The sequence below is a fragment of the Paenibacillus sp. MMS18-CY102 genome, assembly GCF_009789195.1.
In the GTDB taxonomy this organism is placed as follows: domain Bacteria; phylum Bacillota; class Bacilli; order Paenibacillales; family Paenibacillaceae; genus Paenibacillus_T.
This window is the reverse complement of sequence record NZ_WSTC01000003.1, coordinates 37,776-58,087: the sequence shown is the minus strand read 5'-3', so window position 1 is coordinate 58,087 and position 20,312 is coordinate 37,776. Positions and strand designations below refer to the sequence as shown.

21 protein-coding genes and 3 pseudogenes are annotated in these 20,312 nt (G+C 46.2%); 19 read left to right on the top strand and 5 right to left on the bottom strand.

The genetic code is table 11. From position 1 onward, the window contains the following. Positions 1 to 26: 26 nt before the first annotated feature. The 8 genes from GON22_RS02985 to GON22_RS02950 all read left to right on the top strand — a co-directional run bounded on the left by GON22_RS02985 (position 27) and on the right by GON22_RS02950 (position 7,920). Complete coding sequence (locus GON22_RS02985) at positions 27 to 911, top strand: peptidoglycan-binding protein (RefSeq protein WP_160394642.1); 885 nt, start codon at positions 27 to 29, stop codon at positions 909 to 911. Between the two features lie 259 nt (positions 912 to 1,170). Beyond that, the gene (locus tag GON22_RS02980) at positions 1,171 to 1,503 is read left to right on the top strand and encodes a hypothetical protein (protein ID WP_160394641.1); all 333 of its coding nucleotides are present in this window, start codon (positions 1,171 to 1,173) and stop codon (positions 1,501 to 1,503) included. Between the two features lie 29 nt (positions 1,504 to 1,532). Further along, on the top strand, positions 1,533 to 1,907 hold the full coding sequence (locus GON22_RS02975; RefSeq protein WP_160394640.1) for a YxiJ family protein: 375 nt from the start codon (positions 1,533 to 1,535) through the stop codon (positions 1,905 to 1,907). Between the two features lie 340 nt (positions 1,908 to 2,247). Beyond that, positions 2,248 to 3,450: a hypothetical protein gene (locus tag GON22_RS02970; RefSeq protein ID WP_237178991.1), complete on the top strand. Its 1,203-nt coding sequence runs from the start codon at positions 2,248 to 2,250 to the stop codon at positions 3,448 to 3,450. A gap of 15 nt (positions 3,451 to 3,465) precedes the next feature. Next, complete coding sequence (locus GON22_RS25915) at positions 3,466 to 4,740, top strand: polymorphic toxin-type HINT domain-containing protein (RefSeq protein ID WP_336604257.1); 1,275 nt, start codon at positions 3,466 to 3,468, stop codon at positions 4,738 to 4,740. Beyond that, positions 4,737 to 5,288: a hypothetical protein gene (locus GON22_RS02965; RefSeq protein ID WP_160394639.1), complete on the top strand. Its 552-nt coding sequence runs from the start codon at positions 4,737 to 4,739 to the stop codon at positions 5,286 to 5,288. The genes GON22_RS25915 and GON22_RS02965 overlap by 4 nt, the downstream gene beginning before the upstream one ends. Positions 5,289 to 5,429: 141 nt before the next feature. Continuing rightward, the gene (locus GON22_RS25910; protein ID WP_237178990.1) at positions 5,430 to 7,544 is read left to right on the top strand and encodes a polymorphic toxin-type HINT domain-containing protein; all 2,115 of its coding nucleotides are present in this window, start codon (positions 5,430 to 5,432) and stop codon (positions 7,542 to 7,544) included. Positions 7,545 to 7,554: 10 nt separating this feature from the next. Beyond that, complete coding sequence (locus tag GON22_RS02950; protein WP_160394638.1) at positions 7,555 to 7,920, top strand: hypothetical protein; 366 nt, start codon at positions 7,555 to 7,557, stop codon at positions 7,918 to 7,920. Positions 7,921 to 8,031: 111 nt separating this feature from the next. Here the strand turns inward: GON22_RS02950 and GON22_RS26670 are convergent. Together GON22_RS26670 and GON22_RS02940 are read right to left on the bottom strand one after the other, a co-directional pair. Beyond that, a pseudogene (locus GON22_RS26670) lies at positions 8,032 to 8,148 on the bottom strand (RHS repeat-associated core domain-containing protein); the annotation flags it as partial. Beyond that, a complete protein-coding gene (locus tag GON22_RS02940; RefSeq protein ID WP_237178989.1) occupies positions 8,144 to 8,410 on the bottom strand; it encodes a hypothetical protein in 267 nt (88 codons plus the stop codon). The gene GON22_RS02940 and the pseudogene GON22_RS26670, both read right to left, overlap by 5 nt. Positions 8,411 to 8,608: 198 nt before the next feature. On the opposite strand from GON22_RS02940, the gene GON22_RS02935 reads away from it, so the two are divergent. The 7 genes and pseudogenes from GON22_RS02935 to GON22_RS02905 all read left to right on the top strand — a co-directional run bounded on the left by GON22_RS02935 (position 8,609) and on the right by GON22_RS02905 (position 13,538). Further along, positions 8,609 to 8,950: a DUF2019 domain-containing protein gene (locus GON22_RS02935; RefSeq protein ID WP_160394636.1), complete on the top strand. Its 342-nt coding sequence runs from the start codon at positions 8,609 to 8,611 to the stop codon at positions 8,948 to 8,950. Between the two features lie 736 nt (positions 8,951 to 9,686). Further along, on the top strand, positions 9,687 to 10,160 hold the full coding sequence (locus tag GON22_RS02930; protein ID WP_160394635.1) for an immunity 26/phosphotriesterase HocA family protein: 474 nt from the start codon (positions 9,687 to 9,689) through the stop codon (positions 10,158 to 10,160). Positions 10,161 to 10,466: 306 nt separating this feature from the next. After that, positions 10,467 to 10,739, top strand: a complete 273-nt coding sequence (locus tag GON22_RS02925; RefSeq protein WP_160394634.1) for a DUF4279 domain-containing protein — start codon at positions 10,467 to 10,469, stop codon at positions 10,737 to 10,739. Between the two features lie 415 nt (positions 10,740 to 11,154). After that, positions 11,155 to 11,925, top strand: a pseudogene (locus tag GON22_RS02920) (ATP-grasp domain-containing protein). A 206-nt stretch (positions 11,926 to 12,131) separates the two neighbouring features. After that, positions 12,132 to 12,629, top strand: a complete 498-nt coding sequence (locus GON22_RS02915) for a DUF6933 domain-containing protein (protein ID WP_160394633.1) — start codon at positions 12,132 to 12,134, stop codon at positions 12,627 to 12,629. A 38-nt stretch (positions 12,630 to 12,667) separates the two neighbouring features. After that, positions 12,668 to 12,967 (top strand): annotated as a pseudogene (locus tag GON22_RS02910) (RNA 2'-phosphotransferase); the annotation flags it as partial. 46 nt (positions 12,968 to 13,013) lie between these two features. Continuing rightward, positions 13,014 to 13,538 (top strand): hypothetical protein, encoded by a 525-nt coding sequence (locus GON22_RS02905; protein WP_160394632.1) that lies wholly within the window; start codon positions 13,014 to 13,016, stop codon positions 13,536 to 13,538. A gap of 92 nt (positions 13,539 to 13,630) precedes the next feature. On the opposite strand, the gene GON22_RS02900 is transcribed toward GON22_RS02905, so the two are convergent. Both GON22_RS02900 and GON22_RS02895 read right to left on the bottom strand, forming a co-directional pair. Further along, positions 13,631 to 14,488, bottom strand: coding sequence for an MORN repeat-containing protein (locus GON22_RS02900; RefSeq protein WP_160394631.1), 858 nt, complete (start codon positions 14,486 to 14,488; stop codon positions 13,631 to 13,633). A 7-nt stretch (positions 14,489 to 14,495) separates the two neighbouring features. Further along, on the bottom strand, positions 14,496 to 14,801 hold the full coding sequence (locus tag GON22_RS02895; protein WP_160394630.1) for a hypothetical protein: 306 nt from the start codon (positions 14,799 to 14,801) through the stop codon (positions 14,496 to 14,498). A 263-nt stretch (positions 14,802 to 15,064) separates the two neighbouring features. Here GON22_RS02895 and GON22_RS02890 point away from each other — a divergent pair, with 263 nt between their 5' ends. The 4 genes from GON22_RS02890 to GON22_RS02875 are packed head-to-tail and all read left to right on the top strand — an operon-like array spanning position 15,065 to position 18,915. Beyond that, a complete protein-coding gene (locus GON22_RS02890) occupies positions 15,065 to 16,219 on the top strand; it encodes an ATP-binding cassette domain-containing protein (RefSeq protein WP_160394629.1) in 1,155 nt (384 codons plus the stop codon). Then, on the top strand, positions 16,209 to 17,018 hold the full coding sequence (locus GON22_RS02885; RefSeq protein ID WP_160394628.1) for an ABC transporter permease: 810 nt from the start codon (positions 16,209 to 16,211) through the stop codon (positions 17,016 to 17,018). Before GON22_RS02890 ends, GON22_RS02885 begins: the two co-directional genes overlap by 11 nt. After that, on the top strand, positions 17,018 to 17,845 hold the full coding sequence (locus GON22_RS02880; RefSeq protein WP_160394627.1) for an ABC transporter permease: 828 nt from the start codon (positions 17,018 to 17,020) through the stop codon (positions 17,843 to 17,845). The genes GON22_RS02885 and GON22_RS02880 overlap by 1 nt, the downstream gene beginning before the upstream one ends. Beyond that, on the top strand, positions 17,842 to 18,915 hold the full coding sequence (locus tag GON22_RS02875; RefSeq protein WP_160394626.1) for an ABC transporter substrate-binding protein: 1,074 nt from the start codon (positions 17,842 to 17,844) through the stop codon (positions 18,913 to 18,915). Before GON22_RS02880 ends, GON22_RS02875 begins: the two co-directional genes overlap by 4 nt. Positions 18,916 to 19,085: 170 nt before the next feature. Here GON22_RS02875 and GON22_RS02870 read toward each other — a convergent pair whose 3' ends face one another. Next, complete coding sequence (locus tag GON22_RS02870; RefSeq protein WP_237178987.1) at positions 19,086 to 20,309, bottom strand: FAD-dependent monooxygenase; 1,224 nt, start codon at positions 20,307 to 20,309, stop codon at positions 19,086 to 19,088. Positions 20,310 to 20,312: the final 3 nt, after the last annotated feature.

Here is a 20,312-nt window from a genome sequence, read left to right as displayed (position 1 = left end):
TTTTTATTGAAAAAGGAGTGTCGCCTATGCCTCACCGACCGGAGCATAACCCGCCTGAAGGCGTACTGTCGCTTGATCCCGGCACGTTCAAGCTGGAGGTACAGCAGCTTCAGAATCAGCTTAATGTTTTGGGCTATAAGGGCTCGACACAGAAGGCGCTCGTCGCCGACGGCAAGTTCGGGCCGAACACGCTCTATGCGGTGAACGCCTTCAAGGGCGTTAACAAGCTGGGCAACACCGGCGCTTCGCAGGGGAAAGTCGGGCCGCAGACATGGAAGGCACTGTTCTCGCCGGATGCGTTGAATGCGGATGGCGTCCGGACCGGTGGCGACTCACCAGCAACCCCAGCCAGAAAGCTGGTGTATTACAATCAGGAAGATGCGCGTTGGCGCAATCTGCTCTACTCCAATCGACGGGATGCGAGCCAGACCGTCGGAACCTCTGGCTGTGGCCCGACCTGTGCGGCAATGGCGATTAGTACGCTTACGGGCAACCAACTGCTTCCGCCAGTATTGGCGAAATTCGCAGTCGACCATGGCTTTCGGACGATGGACAGCGGGACAGCATGGGGTTTTTTCGGCAAAATCGCCCCTGTCCACGGCGTACGCTGCGTCCAGACATCGGACTGGGAGGACGCCAAGCGTGCGCTCGCGCAGGACGGCCATCTTGTCATCGCCTCGATGCGGCCGGGGCATTTTACGCTGGGCGGGCATTACATCCTGTTGCATGGCCTCATCAAACGGGCGGCGGATGCATGGATCGAGGTGCTTGACCCGAACATGGACAATACAAGGTACGGCCATGACGATCTGGTCGACGAAGGCACGAAGGACGATGGCCGAGTGACCGCGAGGGAATCACTGTTCCGCCGGGAAGCGGGGCAGTTTTGGGTGTTTAGCCGCTCGAATTAATGTGATCTACTAAGATCCTTTTCAATGGATTAGGAGGGAATTGCCTCTCCTAATCTATCTGGGAAGGGTCTTTTTTATATTTATATTTATATTTATATTTATATTTATATTTATATTTGTGTTTGTGGGTATTTTGGAGGAGGGACATCCTTCTGACACGCTTCAACAGAATGAGTTGTTATTCGGCAAGATGTCCTACTGAAGTTTGGTAGATTTATGTGATAAATTAGATATACACTCAATTATTGGTATTTTAAACATGACGGTTGATGAGTTCCATACGTACTTTGTTAGTGACCTTGGAATTTGGGTGCATAACTCAAATTGCGATTTTTCAAAATGGAATAAGGGGAGTTTTGACAATGTCGAAGGTTCTGCTGAATATCATTTTAATAAACACGGTAAGGAAGTAGGGGCGGAGGATTTGGCACAATACCTCAGAAAAGCTGAGGAATTCGCTAGAACTGCCAAGAAAGGTTCTACAAAAAGTTATGTTGATGGAGCAGTTGAAGGCACAATTCGCTATAAAAAGAACGGGAAATATGTTGATATCGCACCGGATGGGACAATTGTTTCTTTTGGTAAGTCCTAATATATTTACCTAGTTTGGAGGTCTTCGAATTGAATAAAGAAGAGATTCTTTCAAAAATATCTGATATGCATAAGTTCATAATGGTGAATCCCTTCCCTTATGAGGAAACAAGCCAAATAAAGGTTGATTTTGAACGGGATTTTGTATTACTTGAAGATGAAAGTTTGAACGCTGACTTTAATGATTATTGTACTGCTATTGTTGGAACGACGAGTTACATTTTGAAGGGTGACGTTGGCAAAATCCCAAATAGGCAAATTGATTTGTTGAAAAAGGGTTTTTTTGAGCGGTTTCCTCAGTACAATTTTATTGAATCAAGTCTGAAAAAGTATCCCGACTTTCAAAAAGAGTACAACAATCATGAGAAGTTAAGAAAACTAATTCGTGATTTCTTGAACCGTTGATTACAATTTCATGTTGACCTTGGGGCGTTTTCCTCAAGGTTTTTCTTTTATCCCCCACCCAGTGCCGAATGAATCGTGCAGTTGAGCCGTACCCCTTTGTTTTAATAATTCATGGTTAACCCCTCGGAAATGGAACCCCATGACCAGCCGCCCTTATGTCTCGTCTTGTGTGGGCTTTCAGAAACTGAAGGAATTTGAAAGTAGGATTAGAGTAGATGAGGTGGCGTTTAATGGCTGTTAAATCAATAAGTGTTCCTGACGGATTAAGATTTTTTGGACGGGCTTACGAATGCGAGCAGTTACGTCGTGGATTTGATTAACAGAGATCGCGGAAGCGAATATGGAGTATTCGATTCGGAAGGTGATAACTGAGCTGTTCTTTGAGCTAAATTACGTGTACAACAGTGCTGACCAAGTAACTTCTGTCAAAATCAACACTGCAACGAAAACGGCCAACGTATTTAATGAAATCGGCCAGTTGATTCAAAAGAGCAATGCAGAGGGGATTTCGGAATACAGCAGCTATAAGCCCAATGGTTTGTTAAACCAGAGCATTGACAAGAAAGGGCAAACGCACACGTTCGCCTATACCCCTTACAATGAAGTGCAAAGGGAAAGCGTCAGAAATGCATCAGGGGCGGAAATCTATTGGAGGGAACTGGCGTATGATGCTGCGACAAGGCTGCTAACGGGAATATCCACGAGCGAGAACGAAAGCCAATCGTACCAGTATGACCAATGGAAGCGGCAGAGCAAGCAAATTGTTGCAGGCAAAACGTATTCGATGGGCTATGACAGCTACGATCGAATGACTTCGCTGCTTTATCCCGACAACAAAGCGGTAACGTATACTTACGATAATTTGAGCCGATTACAATCCGTCAATTATCCAGAAATGGGCATCGTATCGTATACGTATGAAACGAGTAACGACGCGAATAAGTATACGATAACCACGCCATTTGGCATGAAGCAGGTTAAAACGACGGACTCATTTGGCGAATTGACGAGTGAGAAGCATAGCAATAGCGTCGGCGCAACGTTATGGACGGAAACGTTCGGGTATGACGGCATGGGGAACATTCAGCAAATTGTCGAGAACGGCGTTAATTCGGCATTCCAGTACGATGGGTTAAACCGTATCCAAAAGGAGCAACTGCCGACTGGGACGAGAGATTATGCCTATGATGCATCCGGCAATATGGCTTCATTCACATCAACTGACAGCGCAGATTCTAGTACAGTTCCGAATCCGGCTACGTATTCGTATAATGCTTTGAACCAACTGTCCAGTTTGTCCAAAGGGACCACGAACGTAAGCTATACGTACTACGGGGATGGTCTCCGGGCAACCAAAACCGTCAACGGCGCGAAGACGCGCTATGTCTATCTCAATGGGCGAGCCATCGAAGAGCTGGATGCGAACGGCAACACGATCGGGCGCAACATTTGGGGCAATGAATTGCTGTATCGCAAGGATGCGGTTCAGAACAAAGCCGGCTACTATATGTATAACGGCCACGGCGACGTCATTGCCATTTGAGACAGCACAGGCGCAGTGCTGAATTCGTATGATTATGACATCTGGGGAAAAATCATCTCCCAAACAGAACAGATGTCCAATCCATTCCAGTATACTGGGGAAATCTACGATGATGAGTCTGGTCTGATTTATTTAAGAGCAAGGTATTATGACCCGAGTGATAGGCGGTTTATTAGTGAGGATACGTATGAGGGGGATATAACGAATCCACTGACGTTGAATTTGTATGTGTATGTAGGGAATAATCCGCTTATTTATGTTGATCCAAGCGGGAATGTGTGGAAGTGGGTCGGGAATAGCTGGAAAATAGTAAAACAAGGCGCGAGCTACGCGGCTAAAGGTGTCGTTGCGGTAGCTAACTTTATGATTGTTGATGACATACGTACGATACTCGATCCCAACTCTTCATACTTTGATAAGGGTCTCGCATTAGCAGGGTTCTTGCCCGTAGGCAAAGTGGTTAAAGGCGGGAAATTAGTCGTAAAGCTAATGAACAAAGAAGGAAAAGTAATAGAACGTGCGGTTGAAAATACGGCGGAAAATACGAAATTAGTAAATAAAGCTGTAGGCGCATATAATTGCTTTACTGCTGGAACGAAGGTTCAGACAGACGAAGGGGAGAAGAATATCGAAGACATTGAGGTCGGAGATATGGTTCTCGCCAAGGATGAGAACAACCCTGATGGAGAATTGGCTTACAAAGAAGTCACAGCGTTACACCGCAACCAACGTGATGATATCATTAAACTACATGTTGGGGAGCAAATCATCGAGACGACCGATAATCACCCGTTTTGGGTAGAAGGTAAAGGGTGGGTTTTCGCGGATGAACTTGAAGCGGGAGATAAACTTCAAAAGGCTGACGGAAGCAATCTGACGATTGATAAGGTTGAGTTCGTTAAGTTGGATATACCTGTCACGGTTTATAACTTTACGGTTGCTGACTACCATACGTATTATGTAACGGATATTGGTATTTGGGTGCATAATACAAAAGGTGCTTGTGGTCCCAACGGAACTTTTGAAAATGCACCGTACCATGGAACAACAAACAATGGTATGAAGAATAAAGCACCGAACGATGGTCAAACAGCATTAGATAATTCATTGTCAATTGGACCGAATACAGACCGAAGAATTGGTATAAGTGATGGAGAGTTTGTGGTTCTCGACAAAACTAGTGATGGTATTTATCACGGACATGTTAGGTCGTGGAGTGAACTTACTCCTACAATGCAATCAATTCTTAGAAAAGAGGGTCTAGTCGATAAGAAAGGAAACATTAAATGAGTATCTTCCGTTCGTTTAGGTTGACAGATGTTGATCAATTAGTATTTTATTCTGACAGCCCAGTACAACAGAAATTTGATAATGTAGTTGTATTCTTACGAGGACAACATAATGAAGAGGGCATCTTTGAAGATATAATTCAAGAAGCAGTGAGTACCTTGTATAACGGATTAAAAAAATGCTTATCAAATGAACTTGCACTTACTAGTGAATTGGAGGTAGGTAAACTAGGAGAAGCATGGAATGTTTGGACAAATAACTTATCTGATGAAGTTGAAGATGGGGAAGAAGATGTCTTTCATCAATATTGGATATGGTCAACAAGGAATTTCCAAACATGGATCTATCAAAAAAATGGAGAGTCTTTCATTGAAATTGGTCCTAGCTATAAGTGGCATTATGTAGAACCTAATCTCGATGAGACCATTATTTCGTTTAATGATTTTATTAGCGGATATCGTTCTTATGTATTTGAAGTGTCACCTGAAGAAATTATTAACATCATCGAATCACTGGAAGATATAAAAAAGGAATTAGATATATCATAGAAATTGGACCTTGAGGGTGACTCTTCAAGGTCTTTCTTTAACCCCACCCAGTGCCGAGTGAATCGGGTCGGCTACGTCCAATCATGCGTAACCCATGTAATACCAGTATAAGAACTTCTTTAATTCCTTGTACGCACATTCATGCTTAAGAAAGTATACCTAAATAATGCAATGCAAATTGTTGCAGGCAAAACGTATACGATGGGCTATGACAGCTATGACCGAATGAATTCGTTGCTCTATCCCGACAACAAAGCGGTAACGTATACTTACGATAATTTGAGCCGATTACAATCCGTCAATTATCCAGAGATGGGCACCGTATCGTATACGTATGAAACGAGTAACGATGCGAACAAGTATACGATTACCACGCCATTTGGCATGAAGCAGGTTAAAACGACTGATTCATTTGGCGAATTGACGAGTGAGAAGCATAGCAATAGCGTTGGCGCAACGTTATGGACGGAAACGTTCGGGTATGACGGCATGGGGAACATCCAGCAAATTGTCGAGAACGGCGTTAATTCGGCATTCCAGTACGATGGGTTAAACCGCATCCAAAAGGAGCAACTGCCGACTGGGACGAGAGATTATGCCTATGATGCATCCGGTAATATGGCTTCATTCACATCAACTGACAGCGCAGATAATAGTACAGTTCCTAATCCGGCTACGTATTCGTATAATGCTTTGAACCAACTGTCCAGTTTGTCCAAGGGGGGCACGAACGCAAGCTATACGTACTATGGGGATGGCCTTCGGGCAACCAAAACCGTCAACGGTGCGAAGACGCGGTATGTCTATCTCAATGGGCGAGCCATCGAAGAGCTGGATGCGAATGGAAACACGATCGGGCGCAACATTTGGGGCAATGAATTGCTGTATCGCAAGGATGCGGTCCAGAACAAAGCCGGCTACTATATGTATAACGGGCACGGCGACGTCATAGCCATTCGAGACAGCACAGGCGCAGTGCTGAATTCGTATGATTATGACATCTGGGGAAAAATCATCTCCCAAACGGAACAGATGTCTAATCCATTCCAGTACACTGGTGAAATTTATGATGATGAGTCTGGGCTGATTTATTTAAGAGCAAGGTATTATGACCCCAATGATAGGCGGTTTATTAGTGAGGATACGTATGAGGGGGATATTACGAACCCGCTGACGTTGAATCTTTACACGTATGTAGAGAATAATCCTTTGATTTATACGGACCCAAGTGGATATTGTAAAGCAGGAAAAGATGCTGGTTGTTACGTTGATTCGCAAAGTGGAGTAGACCATTTGATTACAGAACCTATGCTTGGAAACAACTCTGATATATGGGGGCAATATCAAAATTTTATAACCGTATATTGTCATGATAGTGCTTGTGTCTCTAAATATAAAGCTAAGCAGAAAATATTAGAGAAAGGTAACGATGAGATTCGAAATAATGCATGTAGTTATGTTGATTGCATGGAGGGCAAGGCCGAGTTTATTGAAATTGATAATGGCATACCAATTATTGAGCAAGATACTGGAAATGGAATTGTAAAATATGCTTTAACAAAAGTCGGGATCATACAATGTAACTGCTTTACCGCGGGAACAAAAGTTAAAACTGATAAAGGAGAGAAGCCAATAGAGGATATTCATATTGGAGATAAGGTACTTTCCAAAAATGAAGCCACAGGTGAATTGGATTATAAAGAAGTTACGGCTACATTCAAGCATGATACGAACGAGATATATAAAATTCAAGTTGGAAGTCAGACAATAGAAGCGACTTATAATCATCCATTCTGGATAGAAGGTATTGGATGGACATTCGTCAAAGATATTAAAATCGGCGATTTACTAGTTCAAAGCAATGGGAATACATTAAAGGTAGATAATATCTCAGTCATCTACGGCAATTTCACTGTATATAACATGACTGTGGAAGACTTTCACACATATTTTGTTAGTGACATGAATATTTGGGTTCATAATACTAGCGGTTGCTTTCCTGAAGATCCGAATAACTTTAATCCAACAGGGCTAACAAAACAGGTATATTCAGGAACAAAGAACGGGAAAATTATTAAATGGTTTGATCCTGTAACAAATAAGCCAATATTTGAATGGAATGAGGATCTTAAATATGGAAATCACTATCATTACACACCATCGGGAAATTTAAGATCCCCGCATCCGATTACTGGAGACACACATATCTGGCCAGGTGATCCTATATTAAATCATAAAGCAGATGAAGAGGAATGAGGTGTAAGGCATGCGTGTTGATTCAAGTAATGTGAATGAATTTAAAGATTTAGACATACATGATGCTGAACTAATAGATATAAATTGCAATTATCAGAGTCATGAAGTATCTATATCAGCGATATTGAATATTCCAAAGCAAAAGAAACAGATGATTCATTTTTGTTTTAAAGAATTTTCATTTTTTTCAATCAGCTGTGAGGAGCCTTGGGGCAGTGGGATTTACTTTTTCGAAGCCACTGCTAAAGATGCCGCACTTGAAAGTGAAATATTAGATGGACAGTATGCAAAAATGAATTTCGAATTTTTATTGAATTCTGGCGATCGAATTAATATTACGGCATCTTATGTCGAATGGAATCTAGAAAATATATAACAATTTGAAGGTAGCTAATTCATTATTTTAATCAAAGACCCTCCACAATATAGTATATGACTCGGATAGGTTGGAGGCGGTATTTCACCGTCGCCAGCCTATTTGGTCCTCTTCATACGTATGCTCACTAATAAACCGCCTATCATTCGGGTCATAATACCTTGCTCTTAAATAAATCAGCACAGACTCATCATCATAAATTTCCCCAGTATACTGGAATGGATTAGACTGCAACCCTCAATTTCGTCGGGCTCCTATCCGCCACTCGAATCGTACGGCCCGATTTATCTTTATACGTCCATGTTTCTTTGCCGTCTGGCTCTACGGTTCTAACCGTCTGTTGCATATTCCCTTCATAACGATTGGCCGTATAGGAAAAATTGCTGTAATAAAATAATGTTTTCTGCCCCAACGGATTTGTTGCTTCGCTTATTTCCCCATTTGCGCCATATAGATAAGTCGTTTTCTGAGCGATGTCTTTATAGGGCAACGCTGCTCTTATTAATGCGCCGCTACCGATAACTCAGAGTAGTTATTAACTTATTCTGCATTCTTAATATTCCTGTAATTTGACTCTTAAAACTTTGGGAAATTTATGATGATGAATCTGGACTGATTTATTTAAGGGCAAGGTAGACGGAAAACGGATGGATATTTGAACCTTTTGAATAATCTATAGGGGTGAACTATGGTGCAGAGCACAAAGTTAATTGATGAGTTTATTGAAACGTCAATAAAATATGGTTTAGCACAAAAAGAAGGGGACCACAGAACAGTTAATAAACAGTCTAAAAAGTTAACGAACCTTCGGTTAAAGTTTACAACAATATCAGATTTTAAATATGAAGAGTTCGTCACGCTATTAGATCATGAGGATGGTTATGTTCGATTAAAAGCAGCGTTTACTATTATTTCTTATGTACCTGAGAAGGTACGGAGAACCCTTGTTGAACTATCTAAGGAAAGAGGGCTTTTGGGAATGGAATCCAGTATGATATTACAAGAGTGGGACGCGGGGAATCTGGGATAAACAAAAAATAATTGATCATGATTCAACGGGGCGACTAGTTGTTGTAATATCGTCAAAGGCGCCAAAACTTAAATGAGGTGGGGAGAATGAAGAGTCCGAATTGTACAGGCAAGTGAATATATATTCTGATGTGAGAAGCGATGATTTATTTATTGTTTCGATAGGGAGATTAGAAAGGTAGGGAATTGTTGAAATTGAGGAGATGCGTCATCTTGTCTCCCCGTATGAAGAAAAGGATTTTTGTGCGGAGGTAACTAAGGGGTTAGAATTGTGCTATTCAAAGGTTCCAGCCGTCCCAGCGAAAAAACCTGCTCTGGCTAAGCTATTTGGTGTGAAGAGTTACCAGGTAGCTTCAAAAAATAAAAAACTTATTGTATTATCCTGGGAATCTAACAAAGGTTACGTTGTTTATCCTACAAAGAAAGATCGCCGGGGCGGCTATGAGCATGTGTTTTCTTTAGCAGAAAGTATCGGATTTGAGCTTGAAAGCAGTGTACTCGCCCCTGTGCTTAGTAATGCAATTCGACTGTCTTCAGTATGAAAACCAGACTCTTAGTAGGAACAAAGTCGATAATGTTGACTCGGATTTCATTAAACAAGCCGTATACCAGCAAGAACAACTTGAAGAACGTGATGCAACTGTACATCCGATTGTTGTGAATGAGGTTGATGATTTTATAAAAGCTTGGAACGAGATGGTACTGTCGATGGGGATAAGAGAGAGAAGGTGCGACGAATGTCCACGGAGTTTACCGAACTAATTGCGATGAAAAAATCAAGGAAGCGTCCAGTCGCGGGCGACGTGTTCGTGATTCAACCAAAGGAAAGCCACTTTTATTTCGGGAAAGTGATTCAAACGAACATACAAGGAAAAAACTTGAATTTCGTAGGCATGAATTTGATCTATATGTACAATTGCTTATCCCATAGGAAAGAAATACCCACTAATCTGGATGAGCATGAGCTAATGTTTGCTCCGACTGTCGTGAACTTTCAAGGTTGGCTAAAAGGGTATTTTGAAAAAGTGGGAAATCAGCCTGTAACGGTTAAGGAACAGAACGTAGATTATGGTTTTTTTGATGATTTCGAAACACAAGATAAATTTTATAATTTAGCAGGTGAGGAGTTAAATCACAGGCCGCAATATGCTCGATTTGATGGTCTCGCCAGTTATGGGTATGTGGGAAGGCAAGTTCATCGAGTATTGTAATGTTTGATGACATTGATTTTTCACCAGGAATTATCGCTTACAATGGATCGAAGGTCTGGATCAAGAGGAGGACTCCAAACTTATCTGATCTAGAGTCCTTAATGCGAGAATGCGTTTTGCATGTAAAAGAACTGCTTGATGGCAAAAATAATTACTAATGGGTAACTTATGGGTGAATTTCTTTGTGCACACAACCGGGCGTATTATATGTAGACAAATCAACAGGTCAAAAATATGCTATGCGAAAAGGTGGGAGAGGTGAAACGACTCCACGGGATACCTCATAAAATAATACGAAGGGATTAAATGCCAGATGGAACCACTGTAAAAGCTGAATTTATTATATTAGGTGATGAATTTTCAACTGAAATGATTACTGAGATGCTGAATATTGCTCCAACAGAAGTTTATCATAAAGGTGACTTATCTAAGGCCAATCGTCCAAGAGGTGAAACTTGTTGGTCGATTAGCAATATTGAGAATAATGATAAGCCCGCAATTTATTTGGATTATGACACGATTAACTTTGCTAGTGAAATTGGAGCAACTATTAATTTCGATTATTATATTTATTCTTAACTATAAACGATTGCACCCTGGAATGGGTTGTGTGAACAAGGATAGCTTGAAAGATATCATTATGATTTATGGGGTGAGAGGTTGATCCTTACGTTCTAATTAACTTCCAGAAGCCTGATGGGTCATTCTATAACGATAGTGATTTGAACGAAGAAATATAAGAGTCCGTTAGTAAAATGGATGTTATATCAATTATGGAATATCTTTTTAAGAAGTTTTAGATGGTACATAGCATTCATCATAAGTACGGAGACAGGAGGCTGAGAAAGTGAACATCTTATTTTGTAGTGATCCACTAGACAAAAAGCAGGTGGATATCGACTACTCCATTGAGTACGAGACCTGCAAGAGGCTAGGCTTCTCCGTGTATCTGCTTGATCTCGAATCATTGCTTGATCACAATATAAGATCTGCCATGAGATCAGTGCGTGCACAGGACACTCCAAAGCATGCTTTGTACAGGGGCTGGATGATGATGCCTGAGCATTACCGGCTATTGGTGGAGGGGGCGGCAGAGCGAAATATTCAAATGATTAACTCTCCGGAAGCCTACAAACACTGCCACTATCTGCCTGAATCTTACCCGCTTATTCAAGAATTCACGCCACGAACCGAATGGTTAAGCAAAGATGAGCTTCAGCCTGATCGAATTCAGCAAGTAGCAGCTCGTTTTGGCGCTTCGCCCATTCTCATTAAAGACTATGTGAAGTCACGAAAACATGAGTGGGCGGAAGCATGCTACATTCCAGATGCCTCAGATTATGAGCATGCGAGAAGGGTTGTCGAGCGGTTCCTTGAACTGTAAGGCAAAGATCTTAACGGGGGAGTCGTGTTCCGCGAATTTATTGCGCTTGAATTTTTAACCGATCATGCGAAGAGCAAAATGCCGCTGTCGAAGGAGTTTCGATTATTTTTCTTTATGGGTGAGTTGGTGTATGTGGTGAACTATTGGGATGAGGGCGATTATGGCGAGGCTGTTGAAAACTATGAATTAGGGCCATTCATTCAAGTCGCGAAGGCCATCAAGAGCACGTTCTTTACGATGGACATTGCGAAAACGGCGGACGGCGCATGGGTTATTATAGAGCTTGGAGACGGTCAAGTATCGGGATTGCCGGATAATGCGGATATTGAACGGTTTTATATGAACATTAAGTTGGCTGCGCAAGAGAGGCTGTTGTGGTAAGCATTGAACAGATTGATTATGGTTCAGAATTTTGTCGATATTGATAAATATGTGGAATGGTCAGCCTTATCCCTTGGGGCAATGCCAGAGGGCGACATGATAGGCAAGCTGCGGTATATTTATTATAGTGAGAATTCTAGCCGAATAGGCAGAACGCTGAAATAAGGCAGAACGAAGCTGCGCTACGAGAAAGGCTGATTTTTCAAATGCTTATGTTCAGATTTACGAAGACCTTGATGAAAGATATGAAGGCCACGCCGGTTGAAAATGAAAAAATCCCTTTACTGTATAGCTGGCATGCCAACATTATAAAATTAAATAATCGCAAACATATTATTTTTATAAATGATAGAAGCCGGCTTTGCGTGATTATTGACGGAGTCAGAAGCTCGCAATTAAATGTACTGAAAGATAAATTCAGAGCAGCCCTTACCGAATATCTCTTAAGCGAAGGCGTTCAAGCTCAAGCTATTGAATCCTATTTCCAGCCAGGTACGGAGTGGCTCATTGCGAAGACGAATAGCAGAAGTGTACGGAGTTCAATGACAGAATTTTATTTATATGCGAAGCACTTAGAACGGGAATATGACAATAATCATGAGAGAATGAAATCGCTCAATCGATTGATTTTTAAGCCGATTGATTATTACGAACCCCGTAATGTATTTAAAGAGGAGATCGCGAAGCTCCAGACCGTTAAATAAGTGAAAATCGCAGGAATGAACAAGGAGCGGCTAATGAAATCAATCAACTACCCCAATTAAGCAAAGAAGTGTCCTACGCTTTGCGGCATGCGCCGTGGGAATTCGAGCTGGAGTTGGACGCGGAAGGCTGGGTAACCGTGGAACAACTGCTGCATAGCCTGCGCCTTCAAGCGCAATGGGTGGAGGTATCCGAAGCGGATCTCGCCACGATGATTAACCTATCCGAGAAGAAGCGGCATGAGCTGGAGGCCGGAAAGATTCGTGCGTTGTACGGCCATTCCGTTCCGGCTAAAATAGACTCGATCTGGTTGGCCGACCACGTGCCTCCTGCCTACATCACGGCCATCCATTCATAAAATCAACATTCAGTTGGAGGTTCGCACCATGTTCAGTCGCTTCTACAAAAACCGGAACGGTGGCCCTGGGTTAGGCGCTGTGTATATTGGGTTCTTCTTCATCATCATGCCGGTTACGGCGTTGATTGCCGGGCAGGGTTGGATTGGGGCGCTGCTGTGGGTGGTGGCGGGAATCATCGTGCCGAGAGTGCTGTTTCGGAAGAAGGACCGGAATTGGCGGGATATCGATTTATCCCAGCTTCTAGCATGGGTGGAAGAGAGTGAATACACGAAGTTCGAGTATAAGCGGGAGCTTGGCGATATTGTCCGTTTTAATAACCGATACGCGATAACGGCGATGCGGCGGGGCAGGGGGGATTCGGTCGTGATGTCGGTCCAGTCCACGTATGGCTCCATAGATGAGTTTACGCTGCCGGGCCCGAGCTTAAGAGGGTACCGAAACGGCAATGAGGTCGGAGGCACACGGCTAATGGATAAAATGGTGCTTCGCATCGGGCCGTTCCGATCCAAGACGCACACGTACGACGGCGGTTATCTCGTATTCGGGCGTTAGCGGACGCCAGCGCCATTAAATGAAGAGAACCTTGATCGGCGCGGCCGGTCAAGGTTTTCCTGCGTTGCAGCTCATTCGGTTTATGTACGCCATTACGGTTTAATAAATTTGCCGTTCACATATTGCCCCTTTGCGGTTTTGCCATTGGGGTAATACGCGGTTACGATGCCTTTAGCCGTGTTATCGTTCCAGTCGCCGTACCATTCGCCCATGTAGGTGACGTGGTTTAAATCGGTTAGCGTACCTTCCCCATCTCTCTTGCCGGATTTCCAGACGCCGTCAAACCGAATGCCATTGCCGAAAATGTAGGTGCCTTGCCCCTCAAACTGGCCAAGCTTATATTCACCGACATAGCTGTCGCCGTCATTAAATAATTGTTTGCCTTGCCCGGATTGGTTGCCTTCTGCCCAATTGCCGATGTAGATAGTTCCGTCCTTGTAGATGTAGGTGCCATGGCCACTTTGTTTGCCGTCCTTCCAGGAACCGATAAACACATCTTGGCTTTTCAAATAGAGGGTCCCAAGGCCGGATTCCTGCCCATTTTTAAATTCACCGTAGTAGAAGCTGCCTTCCTTATCCCGGCGAATGCCGATATTCTCAAGTTTGCCTTTCAACCAGTGGCCAATATAATAGGAACCATTAGGTGAGGTAGCTTGGCCAAATCCGTCGATAGCATTATTTTTCCATGTGCCTGTAAACACTTTGCCATTCGGATAACTTTTCTCGCCTAAGCCGTTAGCCATCTCGTTACTCATCTGGCCCTCATAAACAGATCCATCTGGGTAAGTTAGGGTCGATATAGTTGGCGCGACCGATACCGCTGATAGGGAACCGGCAGTATCCTTCCCACTATTCGTGGCGTCCTCGCCTCTTTCTAACGATGAAATAAGGATAAAACCAATCAAAATTACATTTAGTAAGATGCTTCCGTATAGAAACTTCTTTCCCATCTTCTGATTATCCCCCAATGAAGTAGGCCTGGCTAATGACGAACGAGCTGAAAAATGCGGCCATAAACGTCGATAAACTAACGATTGTTGAGGCTGAGCCTTTTGTTTTGAATTTAGCGACCAAATAGATATAGCCGATCAGCCCCCCTGTGAGCAGCAGGCCGTATAGGAAACAAAGCTCTTTATCGCCAGAGGCGTACCAGCCAGCGCCACGTGAAGGCAGTGTGAATAAGAACTCCCACGCGAGCCTATAGATGATAACCCCGGATAGGATGCTGATAACGAGCATAAACATATTTCGTGCTTGCAGCACATGAATTCCCCCTTAACCCTGTTGCCTCTATCTCTATATGTATGCCTATGATACCAATGAAAAGCTGTCGTATGCTGTCGAAATAGGGTGCGAACTTCAACCTTTAACAATTCTTTAAGGTACGGTCAGTCTTATTTTATGTGCTTCATATGGGGGAAGGTTATATGGTTGCGCATTTATTCCCATGCTATATAATGAAGGGCGAAGGTTTCGACAGAAAACGACATAATTCTAAGTGTTCCATAGTAGAGGGGAAATGACTTGTGAGCGATACGAATTCGATCATTCGCTTCGAGCGTGTCACGAAGCGGTACGATAATGGCTCGGCCGTTCTGAATGATGTAAGCTTTGAGATTGAACGAGGCAAGTTTTATACGCTGCTGGGCCCGTCCGGCTGTGGCAAAACAACGGTACTGCGCCTAATCGCAGGCTTTATGGAGCCTTCGGAGGGCGTTATTTATTTTAATGGCAAGCGGATTAATGAAGTGCCTGCGAACCGCCGCCAGGTGAATACGGTATTTCAGGATTACGCGCTGTTCCCGCATTTGAACGTGTTCGAGAATGTGGCGTTCGGCCTGCGGATCAAAAAGCTGAAAAATGACGCAATCGACGCCAAAGTGCGCGAAGCGCTAAGGTTCGTAAACCTCGCGGGCTATGAGCATCGCGAGATTACAGAGATGTCGGGCGGCCAGCGGCAGCGCGTGGCAATCGCCCGGGCAATTGTCAACGAGCCGGAGATTCTCCTGCTCGATGAGCCGTTGTCCGCGCTGGACCTTAAGCTGCGCACAGAGATGCAATACGAGCTGCGGGAGCTGCAGCGCCGGCTTGGCATTACGTTTATTTTTGTCACGCATGACCAAGAAGAGGCGCTCGCGATGTCGGACGAGATTTTCGTCCTGAACCAAGGGACGATTCAACAGAGCGGAACGCCTATCGATATTTATGATGAGCCGATCAACCGGTTCGTCGCAGATTTCATCGGGGAGTCCAACATCGTGCCGGGACGGATGCGGGAGGATTATGTCGTCGAGTTCGCGGGGCGGACATTCGAGTGCGTCGACGGCGGCTTCCATCCGAATGAGCCGATCGAGATCGTCATCCGGCCGGAGGATTTGGAGATGACGGCGCCGGATCAAGGCAAGCTAAAGGTGCGGGTAGACACGCAGCTGTTCCGCGGCGTCCATTATGAGATTATCGCCTACGATGAAGCGGATAATGAATGGCTCGTCCACTCGACCAAGAAGGCGGCGGTCGGCGAGTGGATCGGGCTTGATTTTGACCCGGAAGCGATTCATGTTATGCGGTTTAACGAGACGGAGGAGGAGTTCGACCGCCGGTTGGAGGCATATGCCGAAGCGGATGAAGGCTCTGAGTCAGATGCAGGTGCACGCAAGGATGAGGCAGAGCATGTCCGATAAGTCGCGTAACTGGTACCTCATTCCCTACGCTGCGTGGATCGTGCTGTTCGTCGTCGCGCCGATTGCGCTCGTGGCCTATTATTCGCTGTTCGATATTGAAGGGAAGTTCACGTTCTCGAACTATGCGCATTTTTTCACGCCTGTCTATATGCGCATGACGCTTAGCTCATTCTGGTATGCGTTTCTGATAACAGCGTTCTCGCTGCTGGTGGCTTATCCGGCAGCGTATCTGCTGACGCGCACCAAGCATAAGCAGCTGTGGCTGCTGCTTATTATTTTGCCAAGCTGGATCAATCTGCTGCTCAAAACGTACGCGTTTCTCGGCATCTTCGGCACCTACGGTTTCGTGAATGCGGTGCTAGAGACGGTCGGCATTGGCAAACAGCAAATTTTGTTCACCGACTTCAGCTTCGTGTTCGTATCGGTGTATATTTTTATCCCGTTTATGATCTTGCCTGTGTTTAACGCGTTGGAAAAAATGAATCCGTCGCTCATCGACGCCGCGCGCGACCTTGGCGCTTCGCCGTGGACGACGTTCCGTCGCGTCGTTTTTCCATTAACGATTAGTGGGGTGAAGGCGGGCTGCCAAGCGGTGTTCATTCCGGCGCTGTCGCTGTTCATGATTACGAGACTCATCGCAGGCAATCGTGTCATTACGCTGGGAACTGCGATTGAGCAGCATTTTCTCGTGACGCAGGACTGGGGAATGGGGGCCACAATTGCAGTGTTCCTCGTTGTAGTGATGGCGTTAATTATGGTGCTGACCGGTAACCGGAAGAAGCGGGAGGTGCAGGGCTGATGGCGAAAACATTACAAGTTCGCGAGGGGCGAAAGTGGAAATGGTCCAATGTGTATCTGGTTGCTGTGTTCGCTGTCCTGTACGCGCCGATCTTCTACCTAACGCTATATTCGTTCAATAGCGGCGGGTCGATGCATGATTTCCAAGGCTTCACGCTGGATTGGTACAAGGAAGTGTTCGCAGATACGCGGCTGTTTATCATCGTATTGAATACGCTCGTCATTGCGCTCTTGTCCTCGGCGCTGTCGACGATTCTCGGCGTGTTCGGCGCTTTAGCGATTCAGCAAGTGCGGCGGCATCGCCATCGCAATGCACTGCTTGCTTTGAATAACGTGCTGATCGTCAGCCCGGATGTCATAATCGGGGCGTCGTTTCTCATTTTGTTCACGATGATCGGCATTAAGCTGGGCTTCGTGTCGGTGCTGCTCGCGCATCTGGCGTTCAGCGTGCCGATCGTCGTCATTATGGTGCTGCCGAAGCTGGAGGAGATGAGCCCGACGTGGATCGACGCCGCGCGCGATCTTGGGGCAAGCCGTCTCGATGTGTTGACGAAGGTCGTGCTGCCGTACATTCGGCCGGGCATTTTTGCTGGGTTTTTCATGGCGTTAACGTACTCGTTCGATGACTTTGCGGTAACGTTCTTCGTGACGGGCAATGGCTACTCGACGCTGGCTGTTGAGATCTACTCGCGTGCAAGACAAGGCATTTCGCTGTCAATCAACGCGTTGTCGACGCTTATTTTCCTATTCACCATCGTGCTCGTCATTGGGTACTACTTCATTAATCAGCGGGGAAACCGGCCGCCGGGCACGGAGGTGCAGCGATGAAGCAACTGGCAAGAATGTTCGTCGTTGTTTTCGCCGTCGCCTTCGGATTAATGTACGGGGTGCATGTGCTGAATTCCTCGGAGGGATACGGCGGCAGCAATACGCTGACGATTTATAATTGGGGCGATTATATCGACCCGGACTTGGTTGCGGAATTCGAGAAGGAGAGCGGCCTGAAGGTCATCTACCAGACGTTCGACTCGAATGAGGCGATGATGACGAAGATTGAGCAGGGCGGCACAACGTTTGATGTGAGCGTCCCGTCAGAATATGCGATTAGCAAAATGAAAGAGGAAGGGCTGCTGCTCCCGATTGACCACAGCAAGCTGCCTAACCTGAAGCATATAGATTCGCAATTTCTCGGCCTGCCGTTCGATCCCGGCAATGCGTACTCCATTCCTTATTTCTGGGGAACGGTCGGCATTATTTACAACCCGGACATGCTGGACGGCTGGCAGTTGAAGAGCTGGAACGATCTGTGGGACTCGCGGCTGCGCAACCAGATTCTGCTGGTGGATGGCGCGCGCGAGGTGATGGGCTTCGGGCTGAACAGCCTGCACTACTCGTTGAATGATACGGGCGAGGAGCATTTGCAGGAGGCGAAGCGCAAGCTGCAGGCGCTGACGCCGAACGTGAAAGCGATTGTCGGCGATGAGATTAAGATGCTGATCGCCAATGAGGAAGCGGCTGTCGGCGTGGTCTGGTCGGGCGATGCCTCGGAAATTATGGATGAGAACGACAAGCTCGACTACGTCGTCCCTGAGGAAGGTTCGAACCTATGGTTCGATAATATGGTCATTCCCAAGACGGCTCGCAATATCGAGGGTGCATATGCCTTCATGGACTTCATGCTCGACCCCGAGCATGCGGCGCGCAACGCGGAGTATGTTGGCTATTCGACGCCGAACAAGGATGCGCTTGCGTTGCTGCCAGAGGAGATTGCTGGTGATGAGCGGTTTTATCCTTCGCCGGAGTTAACGGAGAAGCTGGAGGTTTACCGAAATCTCGGCAAGCGCATGCTCGCGCATTACAATGAGCTGTTTCTAGAGTTTAAGATGCATCGGAAGTGATGGCATACGGGCGATGTTGGCGATGCGGCAAGGATGCAATGAGGCAATGAAGCAAGGGTGCAATAAAGAATCGATCGCGCATGCAACAAAAGACGCCTAGCAGCAGACTGAATAGGCCGCAGCTGGGCGTCTTTGCTGTGTTCAAAAGGTGCATGGTTCGTTGGCAGCGCTCAACGCGGATCGTACAAAAACTGCAGTTGCTTGCGCGTGGCGCTGGCAGGCGTTAACCGGAGAGCGGCATCGCGCAAGTGGCAAAGCGCTGGATTGCCCAGCTGCGCAATCCGCCCTACTGCTCTAGACCGATTCACGATTGCCGCGGTACGAGTGCGGCGGAGCGATTCAAAAGCTTGGAACGCTTCGGCGAGACCGGCGGGACCGTAGCGCTTCATGCACTCCGCAAGGCAGATGGCGTCTTCAATTGCTTGGCAAGCGCCTTGGCCAAGATTCGGTGTCATCGCATGCGCCGCATCGCCGATCAGAAGCACACGGCCGAACGCGAACTGTGGAATCGGCGCGAAGTCGACGATGTCGCGGTGAATGATCGCGTCTTCCGGCGTCGACTCGATGAGGGTGGCTACAGGCTCATGATAGTGGTGGAAGCTGGCTGCGAGTTCGCTTCGTGTAAGCTCTGCGAGCTCGGCATCACGTGCCGAGGCGTTGATCAACGCATACCAGTAGGTAGCGCCGCCTGGCAATGGCACAATGCCGAATCGGCTGCCGACACCCCATGTTTCCGTGCAGATCCCCTGTGGCTGCATCGGGGCAATTCCTCGCCAGCAGGTATAGCCCGCATAACGCAAGCGAGTGCCGGGAAGCAGTTGGCTGCGCACAAGCGAGTTTAATCCCTCTGCGCTGATTAGTCCGCTTCCCTCTGTTCGCTGCCTGCTCTCGAACGTGACCGTCACGCCATCATGCCGCTGCTCGAAGGAAGCGAGCCCATGCCCGGGGCGATACGTCCCAGGCTGCAATGCGCCGAGCAGCAACCTGTGGAGCTCGGCACGATGAATCGCAATAAGCGGTTCATGCAGCGTTGATGCCTGCTTCGCCAGTGCATTCCCCTTTATGTTCGTTATTGCCATTCCTTCTACGCAGCTGTAGCCAGCCCGGCGAATGCGATCGGCGAGACCGATCGTCTCTAACGCCCGCAACGCATTAGGGGCAAGAATAATGCCGGCGCCCGCTGGTTGCACCTCATCGGAGCGTTCATAGGCTATAGCGTCGAAGCCCGCTTGCTGCAGCGCAATCGCAGTAGCGAGCCCTGCGATGCCGCCGCCAGCGATAAGTATGGGAGCGGTTGGACGCTTGTTTTCTTGTGGCAAAGGTGCCGTTGCGCTAACGGATGGCATAGCGGTTGGAATGAATGGACCTGATGTATCGGATGAATGTTCGGCCATCGC